The 14,355-nt window shown below is 72.1% G+C and carries 14 protein-coding genes; 8 read left to right on the forward strand and 6 right to left on the reverse strand.

Annotation, left to right across the window (positions count from 1 at the left end):
• Positions 1 to 74: 74 nt before the first annotated feature.
• The 5 genes from F8566_RS37595 to F8566_RS37615 form a co-directional block, all read right to left on the reverse strand.
• Positions 75 to 569, reverse strand: coding sequence for a DUF2752 domain-containing protein (locus F8566_RS37595; RefSeq protein WP_225993863.1), 495 nt, complete (start codon positions 567 to 569; stop codon positions 75 to 77).
• A 20-nt stretch (positions 570 to 589) separates the two neighbouring features.
• The gene (locus tag F8566_RS37600; protein WP_151566861.1) at positions 590 to 1,258 is read right to left on the reverse strand and encodes a response regulator transcription factor; all 669 of its coding nucleotides are present in this window, start codon (positions 1,256 to 1,258) and stop codon (positions 590 to 592) included.
• Positions 1,255 to 1,896, reverse strand: coding sequence for a TIGR02234 family membrane protein (locus tag F8566_RS37605; RefSeq protein WP_151566863.1), 642 nt, complete (start codon positions 1,894 to 1,896; stop codon positions 1,255 to 1,257). The genes F8566_RS37600 and F8566_RS37605 overlap by 4 nt, the downstream gene beginning before the upstream one ends.
• Positions 1,877 to 2,263, reverse strand: coding sequence for a phosphoribosyl-AMP cyclohydrolase (gene hisI, locus F8566_RS37610; protein ID WP_192810062.1), 387 nt, complete (start codon positions 2,261 to 2,263; stop codon positions 1,877 to 1,879). The genes F8566_RS37605 and hisI overlap by 20 nt, the downstream gene beginning before the upstream one ends.
• Before the next feature lie 187 nt (positions 2,264 to 2,450).
• On the reverse strand, positions 2,451 to 2,657 hold the full coding sequence (locus F8566_RS37615; RefSeq protein ID WP_018657218.1) for a cold-shock protein: 207 nt from the start codon (positions 2,655 to 2,657) through the stop codon (positions 2,451 to 2,453).
• A gap of 623 nt (positions 2,658 to 3,280) precedes the next feature.
• Between F8566_RS37615 and F8566_RS37620 the strand changes: the two genes are divergently transcribed.
• The 7 genes from F8566_RS37620 to F8566_RS37650 all read left to right on the forward strand — a co-directional run bounded on the left by F8566_RS37620 (position 3,281) and on the right by F8566_RS37650 (position 11,683).
• Positions 3,281 to 5,167 (forward strand): ABC transporter ATP-binding protein, encoded by a 1,887-nt coding sequence (locus F8566_RS37620; protein ID WP_151566980.1) that lies wholly within the window; start codon positions 3,281 to 3,283, stop codon positions 5,165 to 5,167.
• Positions 5,164 to 6,945, forward strand: coding sequence for an ABC transporter ATP-binding protein (locus tag F8566_RS37625; RefSeq protein WP_151566867.1), 1,782 nt, complete (start codon positions 5,164 to 5,166; stop codon positions 6,943 to 6,945). Before F8566_RS37620 ends, F8566_RS37625 begins: the two co-directional genes overlap by 4 nt.
• A 101-nt stretch (positions 6,946 to 7,046) precedes the next feature.
• Positions 7,047 to 8,303, forward strand: a complete 1,257-nt coding sequence (locus F8566_RS37630) for a hypothetical protein (protein ID WP_151566869.1) — start codon at positions 7,047 to 7,049, stop codon at positions 8,301 to 8,303.
• A 72-nt stretch (positions 8,304 to 8,375) separates the two neighbouring features.
• Positions 8,376 to 8,786, forward strand: a complete 411-nt coding sequence (locus F8566_RS37635) for a hypothetical protein (RefSeq protein ID WP_151566871.1) — start codon at positions 8,376 to 8,378, stop codon at positions 8,784 to 8,786.
• Positions 8,787 to 8,945: 159 nt separating this feature from the next.
• A complete protein-coding gene (locus F8566_RS37640) occupies positions 8,946 to 9,278 on the forward strand; it encodes a hypothetical protein (RefSeq protein WP_151566873.1) in 333 nt (110 codons plus the stop codon).
• 20 nt (positions 9,279 to 9,298) lie between these two features.
• The gene (locus F8566_RS37645; protein ID WP_151566875.1) at positions 9,299 to 10,492 is read left to right on the forward strand and encodes a winged helix DNA-binding domain-containing protein; all 1,194 of its coding nucleotides are present in this window, start codon (positions 9,299 to 9,301) and stop codon (positions 10,490 to 10,492) included.
• 39 nt (positions 10,493 to 10,531) lie between these two features.
• Entirely contained in the window at positions 10,532 to 11,683 is a 1,152-nt protein-coding gene (locus F8566_RS37650; protein ID WP_151566877.1) for an acyl-CoA dehydrogenase family protein, read from the forward strand.
• A 9-nt stretch (positions 11,684 to 11,692) separates the two neighbouring features.
• Here the strand turns inward: F8566_RS37650 and F8566_RS37655 are convergent, their stop codons facing one another.
• Positions 11,693 to 12,382: a hypothetical protein gene (locus F8566_RS37655; protein WP_151566879.1), complete on the reverse strand. Its 690-nt coding sequence runs from the start codon at positions 12,380 to 12,382 to the stop codon at positions 11,693 to 11,695.
• A gap of 121 nt (positions 12,383 to 12,503) precedes the next feature.
• Between F8566_RS37655 and F8566_RS37660 the strand changes: the two genes are divergently transcribed.
• Positions 12,504 to 14,321: a CocE/NonD family hydrolase gene (locus F8566_RS37660; protein WP_225993864.1), complete on the forward strand. Its 1,818-nt coding sequence runs from the start codon at positions 12,504 to 12,506 to the stop codon at positions 14,319 to 14,321.
• Positions 14,322 to 14,355 lie beyond the last annotated feature (34 nt).

Genomic DNA, 14,355 nt, shown 5'->3' on the forward strand with positions numbered 1-14,355 from the left:
TCCGTCCACCGATCGTATCCGCAGGCGCCCGGAGCCCTCGAACCCGGCCCGGACTCACGCCGTACAGAACCCCCTCACGGGGCCAAGGCATGCGCAAACGGAAGATTGCGGACAACCCAGTACGCCATCATCACCGCCAGGAACACCCCCACCACCCGTGGCCGGAACAGGACGGAGCCCATCGGCTCGCCCCGTGCCGTGCGGACGGCCCAGCTCACCCACAGGTAGCCGAGCACCGGCAGCAGCAGGAAGAGCAGTGGGTTCAGGCCGAACGCGGCACCGACGTCCCCGTGCGTCAGCGAGTTGACCATGCGCATCGCACCGCAGCCGGGACAGTACAACCCGGTCAGCGCGAGGAACGGGCAGGTCGGGTAGTGGCCGGGCTCGTGCGGATCACGGAGTGACACCAGGGTCACGCCCGCGGCGACCGCCGCCAGGGTCCCGAGCGGCCCGGCCAGCGCCGCCAGACGGCTCCGGCCACCGCGCGGGCCGGCTCCGGGTTCGGGGCCAGAGCCGGATCCCGGTCCGTCGGGCACGGACGGGACAGGCTGAGCAGGAACGCGGGTCACAGGTCCAGCGTAGGGGCCGCTCAGGCGTCCAGGACGTATCCGACGCCCCGGACGGTCCGGATCGGGCTCTCCTCGCCGAGCTTGGCGCGCAGCTGGGCGATGTGGACGTCGACCGTGCGGTTGCCCGCGCCCGCGCCGGGGCCCCAGGCGGCGTCGAGCAGCTGCTCCCGGGTGAAGACCCGGCCGGGGTTGTCCATCAGGAACTCCAGCAGGTCGAACTCGGTCACCGTGAGCGCGACAGCGCGGTCGCCCACCGTCACGGCGCGCCCGCGCGGGTCCAGCGTGAGCGGCCCGGCGCGCAGGACACCCGGCGTCTCGGGCGGCGCGCTGCGGCGCAGCGCCTCGGCGACCGCGCCGACCAGCAGCCGCGGGCCGAACGGCCGGGTGACCTGGTGATCACCCAGTCCCGGCGTGGTGACCTGGTCGAGCGGTCCGATCACCGCGATCACCGGCGCCGGCCGGGCGGCCTCGGCGACCCGGTGGTAGAGCTCGGCCGGCAGGGCGGCCGTGGACAGGTCGAGCACGACCACATCCGGCCGCGTCAGCGCGGCGGTGGAGGCCGCACGGGCCGGATCGGTCTCCACCTCGACCTCGAAGCCCTCGCGCACCAGGTAGCGGCGCTCGAGCTCGGCGACGGCGGGCTCGTGCTCGATCACCAGGACCCTGCCGCCCGCGCCGTCGCCGGTCACGGCCGGCGCTCTTCGGCGGCTGTCGGATCCTCGCCGCGGTCCAGGGACTTCCAGAGGCTGTGCTGGTCGACAGGCAACGAGTCGTCGGCGGCCGTCCGTTCACCTGCCGCCCGCTCAGGGGCGCCGGCAGGCCGGCCTGCGGGCCCCTGCCGTTCGTACCGCGCCGACATGCCGGGCCAGCGCGCGCCGCGCACCACCGTGATCAGACCGGCGGCGGCGAGCAGCACCGCCCCGGCGACGGAGACCATCCACCACGGGCCCGTCTCCACCGCGGGATGCGCGGACAGGCCCTGCAGCAGGGCGCGTTCGTCCCCCGCGGCGGTGAGGACGTGGGAGCGCCGGACGGCCGCGACGGAGGCGTACCCGATCCCGGCACCGAAGATCACCAGCAGCAGGCCGACCCCGGCGCGCACCCGGCCGCGGGTCGCGAAGAGGGCCGCCAGCGCGGCCAGCCCGGCCCAGCCGAGCGCGCTCGCGGCGCCACCGAGGTCGCGCCCGGTCAACTCCTGGACGAACGGGGTGATCGCGTCCCTGGCGCGGACCGTCGCCCAGGGCCGCCCCGCGGCCAGCAGCACGAGCCCGGCACCGGCCGCGCACAGCAGCGCGGTCAGCCCGCGCTCACGGCCCGCCGGGGTCATTCCGCTCCCCGACCACCGCTTCGAGCACGTCGGCGTCGAAGCAGGTGCGGTCACCGGTGTGGCAGGCGGCGCCGATCTGGTCGACCTTCACGAGGATGACGTCCTTGTCGCAGTCCAGGGCGACGGACTTGACCCACTGCTGGTGGCCGGAGCTCTCGCCCTTCACCCAGTACTCCCCGCGGCTGCGGGACCAGTAGGTGGCACGGCCCGTGGTGAGGGTGCGGTGCAGGGCCTCGTCGTCCATCCAGGCCAGCATGAGCACCTCCCCGGTGTCGTACTGCTGGGCGATGGCGGGGACCAGGCCGTCCTCGGTGCGTTTGAGGCGGTCTGCGATCTTGGGGTCCAGGTTGGACGGGCGAGCCGACATGGGATCCATTGTGCCGGGTCCCCGTTCTCCCGTCGCACCGCCCCGCCGCTCCCGGCACGCGGCTCCCCTGGAAACGGCGCTGGAAACGATCCTGGACACGACCCCGGACACCCCCGGGACGCGACCCCGGACACAACAAGGCCCGCATCCTGGTGGGATGCGGGCCCGGCTGTACGGCTATCGGGTGTTACAGGGGGACGACCTGGTCGGCCTGCGGACCCCGGTTACCCTGCGTCACCTCGAACTGGACGCGCTGGTTCTCATCGAGGGTGCGGTACCCGGAGGACTGGATCGCCGAGTAGTGCACGAAAACGTCCGGCCCACCGCCGTCGACGGCGATGAAGCCGAAGCCCTTTTCGGCGTTGAACCACTTCACGGTGCCCTGCTGGGGCATGTCTTTCTCCTTGCGGCAAAACGTGGGCCCACACCTCGCGGGCCCAGCGCGGTCGCTGCGGAACGCTCTCGCCCCCGGCTCGTCCCGGAAAAGCCAAAACGCCCGCTGCCATCAGTCCGCGGGCGTCCATACAAACGATCGAGAACCACGACTGCAACCGACGAGCCCCACCGTATCACCGGTTCCACGTAAAGCGGAGGAGCTGCAAGCCCCGCGATTCACCTGACGGCGAACGACCGCGTTACCGCACCGATAAAGGCCGCAACTTGCTTCCGCCTGGGTCTTGACAGCCTCCCGCCGCGCCGACGCCACGGGCCCTGCGGAGCCCGCCGCCCGAGGCGTACGGGCGCCGTCGGCGGGTGGGCGATGCGCGCTCGCGGCAACTCCTAGAGAGGCACTTGTGTGACAAATTCTTTAGGACATAACAGCCAATTCTTGGCTTGCGGCACACGATTCTCCGAACCCCCGCCCTCACCACGGACGGTAAGCCCCCTCTTCCCCCGCCGGGAATAAGCGGCGGACGCGGATGGTAGGGATGTGCAGGCCCCGAAACCCCCACGATCCGGAGATAAGCCGTGCCAGCAGCCTCGACGCGCGTCAGTCCCCACATCCTGCGTGACGGCATGCGGGTGCTCGGGGTCGCGATCCGGGCGGAACCGAAGGTCTTCACCGTCTCGGTCCTCGGCAGCGCCCTCTACGCGGCGATGACGGTGGCCACGGCCACCGTCCTCGGCCGGGTGACGGAGGAGGTGGTCCTGCCGGCCTTCCGGACCGGCGACACGACGGCCGGGGCTCTGGCAGGCGCGGCCGTCGCGATCGTGGGCGTGGCCCTGTTCAAGGCGCTCGGGGTCGCGGCACGCCGGTTCTACGCCGGTCTGATGCAGTACCGCATGCAGGCGCGTTACCGACGGGCCGTCACCCGCCAGTACCTGCGGCTGCCGCTCGCCTGGCACCACCGCCACCCGACCGGGCAGCTGCTCTCCAACGCCAACGCCGACGTGGAGGCCGCCTGGGCGCCGCTCGCGCCACTGCCGATGGCCGTCGGCGTGGTCTTCATGCTCCTGATCGCCGCCGTGTCGATCGTCCTGACCGATCTGACGGTGGCCGTCGTCGGCTTCCTGGTCTTCCCCGCCATCGCCCTGCTGAACGTGGTCTACCAGCGGCGGCTGGCGCCCGTGGCCACCCGCGCCCAGCAGCTGCGCGCCGAGGTCAGCGAGGTCGCGCACGAGAGCTTCGAGGGCGGGCTGGTGGTCAAGACCCTCGGCCGGGAGCAGGCCGAGACCGAGCGGTTCGCCGAGCGCGCCGACGCCCTGCGCGACGCCAACGTGGCGGTCGGCCGGGTCCGCGGGCTCTTCGACCCGATCCTGGAGGCGCTGCCCAACCTGGGCGTGCTCGCCGTCCTGCTGATCGGTTCGGTCCGGCTGGAGGCCGGGGCCATGACGGCGGGCGACCTGGTGAACGTGGCGTACCTGTTCACCCTGCTGGCCTGGCCGATCCGGGCGCTCGGCTGGGTGCTGGCCGAGGTGCCGCGGAGCGTCGTCGGCTGGACCCGGGTCCGCTCGGTGCTCGACGCCACGGGAGATCTCCCGTACGGGCCGCATTCCCTGGACGGCGCCGGGAGGGCGGCCGAGCTGGAGGTCCGCGAGCTGCGCTTCGCCTACGAGTCCGACGACGAGTCCGGTGACGAGAGCGACGACGGCTCCAAGCGGCACGTCCTGCATGACGTGTCCTTCGCCGCCCGGCCCGGCCAGACGATCGCGGTGGTCGGGCCGACGGGCTCTGGCAAATCGACCCTCACCTCGCTCCTGGTGCGACTGGTCGATCCCGCCGACGGGTCGGTCCTGCTGGACGGGATGGATGTCCGGGACATACGCCAGGGCGGGGTGGCCGAGACGGCCGCGCTCGTCCCCCAGCAGACGTTCCTCTTCGACGACACCGTGCGCGGCAACGTCGTGCTCAATCTGGACGTACCGGACGAACGTGTATGGGAGGCCTTGCGGCTGGCCCAGGCGGACGGATTCGTCGCCGCCCTCGCGGACGGGCTCGACACCAAGGTCGGTGAGCGCGGCGCCACCCTGTCGGGTGGCCAGCGGCAGCGGCTCGCCCTGGCCAGGGCGCTCGTGCGGCGGCCCAGGCTGCTGATCCTCGACGACGCCACCTCGAGCGTCGACCCCCAGGTCGAGGCGCGGATCCTGAACGGACTGCGCGAGGCCCAGCAGTCAGAGGACGGGCCCGGAGCCACCGTCGTCGTGGTGGCGTACCGCAAGGCCACGATCTCGCTGGCCGACGAGGTCGTCTACATCGAGCACGGCCGCGTCCTCGACCGTGGCTCCCACTCCGAGCTGCTGCGGCGGTCCGAGGGTTACCGCAACCTCGTCAACGCCTACGAGCGGGCAGAGGAAGAGCACGAGGCCCTTGAGAGCGGCGACGACGAAAGGCAAGACGGCGAAAGAGAAGACAGCGACATCAAAGGCAGCGACATCGAAGGCAGCGAGGAGGCCCTCACGTGACCGCGCTCAGTGACGTCTCGGTCCAGGAAGGCGCCCTCAGCACGCTGCGGCGCGGCCTGAGGCTGAGCCCGGAGTTCCGCGCGGGGCTGGCCGGGACCCTGCTGCTCGCGCTGGTCGCGACCGCCGGGCGGGTCGTGGTGCCGATCGCGGTCCAGCAGACGATCGACAAGGGGCTGGGCGCCACCGGTGGCCCGGATGTCGGCTACATCCGCACCGCCGTGCTGCTGTGCGCGGTCGCGGTGCTGATCACGGCGGTCAGCGCGTACGCGATGAACGTCCGGCTCTACAAGACCTCCGAGACCGGCCTGGCCGCCCTGCGCGTCAGGGCGTTCCGCCACGTGCACGACCTGTCCATGCTGACCCAGAGCGGCGAGCGGCGCGGCGCCTTGGTGTCGCGGGTGACCGGCGACGTGGACCAGATCAGCCAGTTCATGCAGTTCGGCGGACTGATGATCATCATTTCGGTGGGGCAGCTGCTGGTCGCCAGCGTGCTGATGGCGGTCTACTCGTGGCCGCTGGCGCTCATGGTGTGGCTCGCCTTCGTGCCGCTGGCACTCGCACTGCGCTGGTTCCAGCGGCTGATCTCCACCGCGTACACCCGGGTGCGCGAGCGCACCGGCGACCTGCTGGCGGCCGTCAGCGAGTCCGTGGTCGGCGCGTCGGTGATCCGCGCGTACGGCTCGGAGGAGCGCACCGCGCGGCGGGTCGACGAGACCGTCGACGCCACCCGCACCGCCCAGACCCGCGCGCAGGGCCTGGTCGCGCTCACGTTCCCCACCAGCGAGCTCACCGCCGCGATCGCGACCGCGGCGGTCGTCGTCGCCGGAGTGCTGCTCGGCGTCGACGGCAACCTGACCGCGGGCAAGCTCGTCGCGTTCCTCTTCCTCGTGACGCTGTTCGTCAGCCCGATGCAGACCGCGACCGAGCTCCTGAACGAGGCGCAGAACGCGATCGCCGGGTGGCGGCGTGTCCTCGGGGTCCTCGACACGGTCCCCGACGTCGCCGATCCCGGCGAGGAGGGCACGGTCCTGCCCCGCGGGCCCATCGAGGTGACGTTCGAGGACGTCGGGTTCGCCTACCCGGGCGGTCCGCCCGTGCTGCACGGCGTGAACGTCTCCATCCAGCCGCGCAGCCGGGTCGCGATCGTGGGCGAGACCGGGTCGGGCAAGACCACGTTCGCCAAGCTGCTGACCCGCCTCATGGACCCCACGTCCGGCCAGGTGCGCGTGGACGGCGTGCCGCTCGGCCAGGTGAGGTTCTCCTCGCTGCGGGAGCGGATCGTGATGGTGCCGCAGGACGGGTTCCTGTTCGACGCCTCGCTCGCCGACAACATCCGGTACGGCAAGCTGGACGCGTCCGACGAGGATCTGCTGCTGGCGCTGACCGAGCTCGGCCTCGCCGACTGGCTGGAGGGCCTGCCGCGCGGTCTCGCGACCCCGGTCGGCCAGCGCGGCGAGTCGTTGTCGGCCGGTGAACGCCAGCTGGTCGCGCTGGCACGCGCCTATGTCGCCGATCCCGACCTGCTCGTCCTGGACGAGGCCACGTCGGCGGTCGACCCGGCCACGGAGGTACGGATCCAGCGGGCCCTGGACGGCGTCACCCGCGGCCGGACGGCGATCTCCATCGCGCACCGGCTGTCGACCGCGGAGGCCGCCGACGAGGTCATCGTGTTCGACTCCGGCCGCATCGTCCAGCGTGGCCCGCACGCCGAGCTGGTGACCGAGCCCGGCGTCTACGCCGACCTGCACGCCAGCTGGATCGCCCAGCGCCAGATCTGACGGTCTGGAGTCGGCCGGCCCGTGCTGACCAGCCCGTGCTGACCAGGTCGTTCGGCGTAAAACACTTGCCCGATATCGACTCTGATGCGCATTCTGGCGTGGTGAACAACGAGGTCGTCTTGGAATCAGCGGGCACGCTGCACGGGCAACTGCAGCGGGGTCTCGGCCGGGCCGCGCGCAGGGCGGCCGACACGTCGGGCGCGGGCGAGTACGTCTTCGACTGCATACGGCGCGATCCACGCTGGGACTTCCAATGCGAGACGAGGAGCCTCTATTACGCCCGCCTCGTGGTCGATCTCGAACTTCCGGTGCGGCCGATCGCCGACCATCTGTTCGACCCGTCCGATCATTCGGATGAGGACGAGCAACGGGTGGTGCTGGCGTTGCGCGTCCTCGGGGACCTCGTCCGGCTCAGCCGGCGTGAGGCCGCCGTGCTGCTGCGCGAGTACGCCGAGGAGGGCACGCACTGGTTCGACGCCCTCGACGAGCTGATCGAGCTGCGTGATCCCGCGCTGACGACCGGGCTGGCCACGCTCGTGGCGGCGCGCTGCGACGACGGCACCCTCGCCGACCTGGTCGCCGGGCCGCCGAATCCGGTGATCGAGAGCTGGGCCGCCAGGGAGCCGCGCATCGCGGCCGTGCTCAGCTCGCACCGGGAGGCGGCTCCGGCCGTGCGCCGCCCCGGCGGCCCGGGTGGCGGCGACCGCTCCGAACGCACCGAATCCGAACTCCTCGACATGGCCCGGCAGCGCGACGACGGCGCGGTCGCGGCCATTTTCGAGCTCGGGCGCAGACGTGCCCCCGCGTTGCTGGACCTCGCCGAGGAGCTCCTGCCGCAGCGGCCCAGCAGATGGGGCGGCGCGGTGTGCAGAGCGCTGCGGGAGTACGGGCCGGAGGTCCTCCCCCGGGCCCGAGCGTGGGCCGCCGCCCACAACGGCTGCGAGGACATGGCGCTGCGCATCCTGGCCCGCCACGGCACCCGCCAGGACATCCCGCTGCTGATGAGCGAGCTCCGCGACGCCCTCTCCCGGCGCGACTGGAGCGACGCCGCCGGCCCCATCGAGGGGCTCGGCAGGCTCCGCGCCGGCGAGGCCGTGCCCCTGCTCAAGGATTCCTGGACCGAGTCCGCCTACGCCTACCTGAGGCCCCGGGTCCTGACCGCCCTGACCCGCACCGCCCCGCACACCGCCGAGGCCTACACCGTCGAGGGCCTGTGGGACTGCGAGGAGGGCGTCCGTGAGATCGCCGCGCAGTCGGCCCCGCTCACGCGAGAGACCCGGATACGTCTCCAGCGCCTGCACCACGACCCCGCCGAAGAGCCCGAGGTCCGTGCGGCCGCCGCCGCCAGACTCATGTGAAATTCGACTGAACCCTCGCCCCGTCCGGCGCGTACCACTCCCCGGAATCGCATCTCCCCGGGAGGACGCACCATGGGTTTGCCGCACCTTCTCAAGGCCGCGCTGGTGGCCGTGCCCGCCGTGGCCTTGCTGGCCGGCTGCTCCGGCAAGCTGAACAACGGCGCTCACGCAGGCCACGACGGGCCGGAGGCCAAGGAGGCCACCATCGAGCAGATCGCCTCGCAGACGGGCTGCACGCTCTCGGGGCGGCGGAACGCCGAGGAACTGCGGCAGGGCGCGTGCCAGACCGGCACCGGGCGCTACACCGTGGTCGGCTTCACCAGCGAGCAGGGGCAGAAGAGCTGGCTCGAAGAGGCCAAGCCCTGGGGCGGCACCTACCTGGTCGGCAAGCGCTGGGTCATCGTCAGCACCGCGCCCACCCTGGAGACGCTGCGCCAGCAGCTCGGCGGCGACATCGTCAACGGCCGCAGCCACCACAGCTGATCGCCTCACATCACGGGCGCGGAGAGCCGCAGCGCGAGGCCGGGGGTCGGATCCTGCGCTGCGGCGAGGCCGTGTCACCGCGGAGTACTACTTCGGTTCGACACGGTTCCTCCCCCCGAATGGCGTGACGGCGAGAGTGCACCTCATAGACTCAGAGTCATGATCTCCCCTGTGAGGCGCAAGCTCGCCGTGCTCCCCCTCGTCCTGCTGCCGTTCGCGACGGTGGCGGCGTGCGGTGGGGAGAACACCAAGACCGACTGCAACCTGAACGCCTGCACGATCACCTTCGACCGCGGCGTGGACGCCAGCGCGTCGATCCTCGGCATCAAGGCCGAGCTGGTCAGCGTCCAGGGCAACAACGTCACGATGAAGGTCGGCGGCCAGCAGATCACCGTGCCGGTGGGCGAGGCCGAGCAGTCCGACGGGTTCGACGTCCAGGTCCAGTCCGTCACGAAGGACAACGTGGTCGTCAAGATCTCCAACAGCGGGTGACACGGGCATAGTATTCGCCCATGCGTTCGATCAGTAGGCGTTCGATCAGTGCGGCGGAACGGCGGGCCCGGCTGGCGCTCCGGCACCGGCTGGCCCCGGCGGTCCGGACCGATGACGTCGTCGAGATCGCCCGGTCGCTCGTGGCGTTGCACGCCACCGACCCGGCCACCGTCTTCCTGTCCGTGGCGGCGCGCAGCAGGGCGGCGACTCCCGCCCTGGTCGAGAAGACCCTCTACGACGACCGGACCCTGCTGCGGATGCTCGCCATGCGGCGGACCATGTTCGTCGTCCCGGTCGAGCTGGTCCCCGTCCTGCAGGCCTCCTGCGCCGACGCCCTCGCGATCAAGCAGCGCCGGACGTACAGCCGGTTCCTGGAGCAGGCCGGGGTGGTCGACGGCGACATCGACGGATGGTGGCGCGATGTCGAGAACGCCACCCATGCGGCGCTGCTGGCCCGCGGCGAGGCGACCGGGGCCCAGCTGAGCAAGGACGAGCCGCGGCTGCGCACCCAGGTCGATCCCGCGCCGGGCAAGTCCTACTCCAGGCCCACGAGCATCACCACCTGGGTGCTCGTCACCCTCGGCGTCGAGGGGCGCATCGTGCGCGGCCGTCCCAACGGCTCCTGGATCAGCAGCCAGTACAAATGGTCCCCCATCGAGGCGTGGCTGCCCGGCGGCGTCCCCGCGATGCCCGCCGACGAGGCCCGGGCCGTGCTGCTCCGCGACTGGCTCTGGTCGTTCGGCCCGGCGCCCGTGTCCGACCTGAAGTGGTGGACGGGCTGGACGCTGGGCGAGGTCAAGAAGGCCCTGACCCTGCTCGACGTCACCGAGGTCGATCTCGGCGGCACGACCGGGGTGCTGCTCACCGACGATCTCGAGCCGGTGGCGGCGCCCGATCCCTGGGCGTCGCTGCTGCCCGCGCTCGACCCGACGCCGATGGGCTGGCAGGCACGGTCCTGGTATCTGGGCGATCACGGGCCGGCGCTGTTCGACAAGAACGGCAACATCGGCCCGACCATCTGGTGGGACGGCCGCATCGTCGGCGGCTGGGCCCAGCGCAAGGACGGCGAGATCGCGATGCGCCTGCTGGAGGACGTGGGCGCCGACGCGGAGGCCGCGATCGAGGCCGAGGCGGCCCGTTTGCCCGGCTGGTACGGGGACGTCCGGGCGACCCCTCGCTTCCGCACGCCCCTGGAGCGCGAACTGACCACCTGAGCTTCAATGCGGTCGCCCCGATCCGGGAAGATAGGAGGCATGCCCGCAGAACGCATGCTCCCCACCCCGGAAGCCGAAGATCTCATCGCGCTGACCCGCGAGCTCTGCCGCAAGGAACTGGCGCCGCGCGCCGCCCCGGCGGAGGAGACCGGCACCTTCCCCCGCGACGTCTTCCGGCTGCTCGGCCGGAGCGGCCTGCTCGGCCTGCCCTACCCCGAGGATCAGGGCGGCGGCGGGCAGCCGTTCGAGGTTTACCTGCAGGTGCTGGAAGAGATCGCGTCGGTCTGGGCGTCGGTCGCCGTCGGCGTGAGCGTGCACTCCCTGGCCTGCTTCCCGCTGGCGAACTACGGCACCGAGGAGCAGCGCAAGCAGCTGCCCGAGCTGCTCGGCGGCGAACTGCTGGGCGGGTACGCGCTGTCGGAGGCGCACGCGGGCTCGGACGCCGGGGCGCTCAGCACCCGGGCGCTCGCCGTGGACGACCACTACCTGGTCAGCGGCACCAAGACCTGGATCACGCACGGCGGCGAGGCCGACTTCTACGTGCTGTTCGCCCGTACGTCCGACGAGGGCAGCCGCGGCATCAGCTGCTTCCTCACCGAGGGGCAGATGCCCGGGCTGACGTTCGGGCCGCCGGAGCGCAAGATGGGCCTCACCGGCTCGACGACGGCGCAGCTGCACTTCGACAACGTCCGCGTCCCGTCCGAGTGGCGGCTCGGCGACGAGGGCCAGGGATTCCCGATCGCGCTCGCCGCGCTCGACTCCGGGCGGCTCGGCATCGCCGCCTGCGCGGTCGGGCTGGCGCAGGGCGCGCTGGACCACGCGGTCTCCTACGCCACCGAGCGCGAGCAGTTCGGCCGCCCGATCATCGCGAACCAGGGGCTGGCGTTCCTGCTGGCCGACATGGCGGCCGCCGTGGAGTCCGCCCGGGCCACCTATCTCGACGCGGCCCGGCGCAAGGACCGCGGGCTCCCGTTCGGGCGCCAGGCCTCCATCGCCAAGCTGGTCGCCACGGACGCCGCGATGAAGGTGACGATCGACGCGGTCCAGGTGCTCGGCGGCTACGGCTACACTCGCGACTTCCCGGTGGAGCGCTACATGCGCGAGGCCAAGGTGATGCAGATCTTCGAGGGCACCAACCAGATCCAGCGCATGGTCATCGGCCGGCACCTCGCCAAGGACGCCGCGAAATGATCCTGGTGGTCAGCGGCTGAAGGGGCCCGGCGGGGGCATCTGGGGATACCCGCCGCCCGGCGGCCCCGCGGTCGGCGGCCCTGCGGTCGGCGGCCCTGCGGTCGGCGGGCGCTGCGCCCAGGCGCGGCGCTTGGAGTTGCGGCGCCGCAGCGGGATCACGATCGCGGCGATGACGCCGAGGCCGCCCAGGAAGAGCCCGCCGAGGAGGGCGAACCCCAGATAGCCGTCCACCGTGTCGTCGGGCGTGACCAGCAGCTCGCCGGTGGCACCCTGGCATGTCAGCCGCGCCTTGCCGGTCAGCGGCGCGTCGAAGGTCGCCACGTACCGGTAGGACGGGTAGTCCGTCGCGCTCCAGGAGTTCTTCTTGGTCAGCGGGATCGGGTCCGGCGAGCCCCCGTTGGCGGGGGTGATCGCGCAGGCCGCCGGCCCGGCGGCGTTGCCGCGGACGTAGACGAAGTAGGGGTGGCCCTGGTGGAGGTCGACCGTCAGGCCGTTCACCGGATCACCGCGCACCTTGGGGCCCGAGGCGATCTGGCTCTCCTCCCATTTGCCGATGAGCAGCCCGGTGAAGCCCACCACCGAACCCAGGATCAGCACGATCGGGAGCAGATACCACGCCGCGTGCGGCCGGATGGGCGCGGCCGGCGTCCAGGCCTGCCCCTGCGGCGGCAACATCGGCGCGTTCGGTCCAGCCCACATGCTCGATCTCCCCCGCTGGTCAACGCTGTGAGCGCCACGATGCCAAAGAAAACGGCCGCCCGCCATACGGCGTTTCACCAGGACGGAGCGGTGTCCCCGGCGCGATGGGGCACCGGCCGGGATGCCGTCAGGCGGCACGAACGGCTACCGTTACCAGGTAGTAGCACCCGACCTGGCCGACGGAGACCCGTTCACCCACCCCGCCGGGCTCGTACGGCGCTCTGGAGACAGCATGGCCTTGAGGGACCGCCTCCCCGCCTCGCCGATCAGACTCCCACGCCCGCGTGGCCTGCCCCGCTACACGGTCCACCGCGACATTCCCGTCGTCATGCCCGACGGCGCGACCCTGCTGGCCGACCGGTTCGTGCCGACCGGCGTGCGGCGCCCACCGCCCACGATCCTGGTCCGCACGCCGTACGGGCGGCGCGGCCCGGCGTCGGTCATCAACGGCCTGCCGCTCGTGCCGTTCGGCTTCCAGCTGGTCGTGCAGAGCGTGCGCGGCACGTTCGGATCCGAGGGCGAGTTCGACCCGCTCACCAACGAACGGGAGGACGGCCTCGCCACGGTGCGCTGGCTGAAGGACCAGGACTGGTTCAACGGCTCGTTCGCCACCTACGGGCCGAGCTATCTCGGCTACACGGCCTGGGCGTCGGCCGCCGAGGCCGGGCCCGAGCTGAAGGCGATGGCGCTGCAGATCACCACCTCGTCGATCTTGGACGCGGCGTACGTCGGCGGCTCGTTCGCCCTGGAGTCGGCGCTCACCTGGAGCGACCTCACCGCGCGGCAGCAGACACCGCTCGGCATGCTCACCGCGCCGCTCACCGCGCGGCGCCGGGTGCTGAGGGCGGCCCGCAGCGGCCGGGCACCAGTGGAGCTGGACCTGCTGACGGGCGGCTCGCCGCTGCGCTTCTACCGTGATCTGCTGGCCGGGCACGGCCACGAGCCGGGCTCGGACTTCTGGCTCAAGCGCGACTTCAGCGGCACGGTCGGCGAGGTCACCGCGCCCGTCTCGCTGATGGGCGGGTGGTACGACATCTTCCTGCCGTGGGAGATCAAGGACTATCTGGCACTGCGGGCGGCCGGGAACCACCCGTACCTCACCATCGGCCCCTGGTGGCACACCGACGCCCGGCACGGGCTGGTCGCGTTCCGCGAGTCGCTGGCCTGGTTCCGCGCGCACCTGCGGGGCGACTTCTCCGGGCTGCGCGCCAACCCTGTCCGGGTGTACGTCACGGGGGCGCGGGAGTGGCGCGACTACCGGGACTGGCCGCCGCCCGGGATGACGCAGCGGCGCTGGCACCTGCACTCCGGCGGTGGGCTCGGTGAGGACGGACCGCAGGAGCGGCCGGGCAGCTCCTACCGCTTCGACCCGGCGCGGCCGACGCCCGCGCTCGGCGGCCCCACCCTGCTGGGCAGCTCCAAGCCCGTCGACAACAGGCCGCTGGAGAATCGTCCGGACGTGCTGGTCTTCACCTCCTCCGAGCTCACCGAGGATCTGGACGTGATCGGCCCGGTGGCCGCCGACCTGTTCGTCCGGTCGAGCCGCGAGCACACCGACTTCATCGTGCGGTTGTGCGACGTCGCACCCGACGGCGTGTCCCTGAACGTGTGCGAGGGAGGGCTCCGGCTCGACCCGGACCGGCCGGTGGCGGACAAGCCCGTCGGCACCGAGGGGGTGCGGCGGATCGCGGTCGACCTGTGGCCGACGGGGCACCGGTTCCGGCGCGGCCACCGCGTCCGCGTGCACGTGACCAGCGGCGCCTACCCCAAGGTCGCCGCCAATCCGGGCACCGGCGGGCCGCTGGACGGGGTCGGCGAGTTCCTCCCGGCCGACCAGGAGCTCTTCCATGATCCCGACCATCCGTCGGCGATCCTGCTGCCCGTGGTCGAGCGCTCGCCCGAGGCGGCCATCCCCGACCCCGCCGCCGAGGAGACCTGACGCAAAATTGAGATGCCGTCCGCATGGCCTCCAC

It is taken from the genome of Actinomadura rudentiformis, assembly GCF_008923185.1.
Lineage (GTDB): Bacteria > Actinomycetota > Actinomycetes > Streptosporangiales > Streptosporangiaceae > Spirillospora > Spirillospora rudentiformis.

Excerpts from the sequence above, each read along its gene's own strand:
- F8566_RS37605 (WP_151566863.1), bottom strand. The coding sequence starts at position 1,896 with ATGACCCCGGCGGGCCGTGAGCGCGGGCTGACCGCGCTGCTGTGCGCG.
- hisI (WP_192810062.1), bottom strand. The coding sequence starts at position 2,263 with ATGTCGGCTCGCCCGTCCAACCTGGACCCCAAGATCGCAGACCGCCTC.
- F8566_RS37615 (WP_018657218.1), bottom strand. The coding sequence starts at position 2,657 with ATGCCCCAGCAGGGCACCGTGAAGTGGTTCAACGCCGAAAAGGGCTTC.
- F8566_RS37620 (WP_151566980.1), top strand. The coding sequence starts at position 3,281 with ATGCGGGTGCTCGGGGTCGCGATCCGGGCGGAACCGAAGGTCTTCACC.
- F8566_RS37635 (WP_151566871.1), top strand. The coding sequence starts at position 8,376 with ATGGGTTTGCCGCACCTTCTCAAGGCCGCGCTGGTGGCCGTGCCCGCC.
- F8566_RS37640 (WP_151566873.1), top strand. The coding sequence starts at position 8,946 with ATGATCTCCCCTGTGAGGCGCAAGCTCGCCGTGCTCCCCCTCGTCCTG.
- F8566_RS37645 (WP_151566875.1), top strand. The coding sequence starts at position 9,299 with ATGCGTTCGATCAGTAGGCGTTCGATCAGTGCGGCGGAACGGCGGGCC.
- F8566_RS37650 (WP_151566877.1), top strand. The coding sequence starts at position 10,532 with ATGCCCGCAGAACGCATGCTCCCCACCCCGGAAGCCGAAGATCTCATC.
- F8566_RS37655 (WP_151566879.1), bottom strand. The coding sequence starts at position 12,382 with ATGTGGGCTGGACCGAACGCGCCGATGTTGCCGCCGCAGGGGCAGGCC.
- F8566_RS37660 (WP_225993864.1), top strand. The coding sequence starts at position 12,504 with ATGCCGTCAGGCGGCACGAACGGCTACCGTTACCAGGTAGTAGCACCC.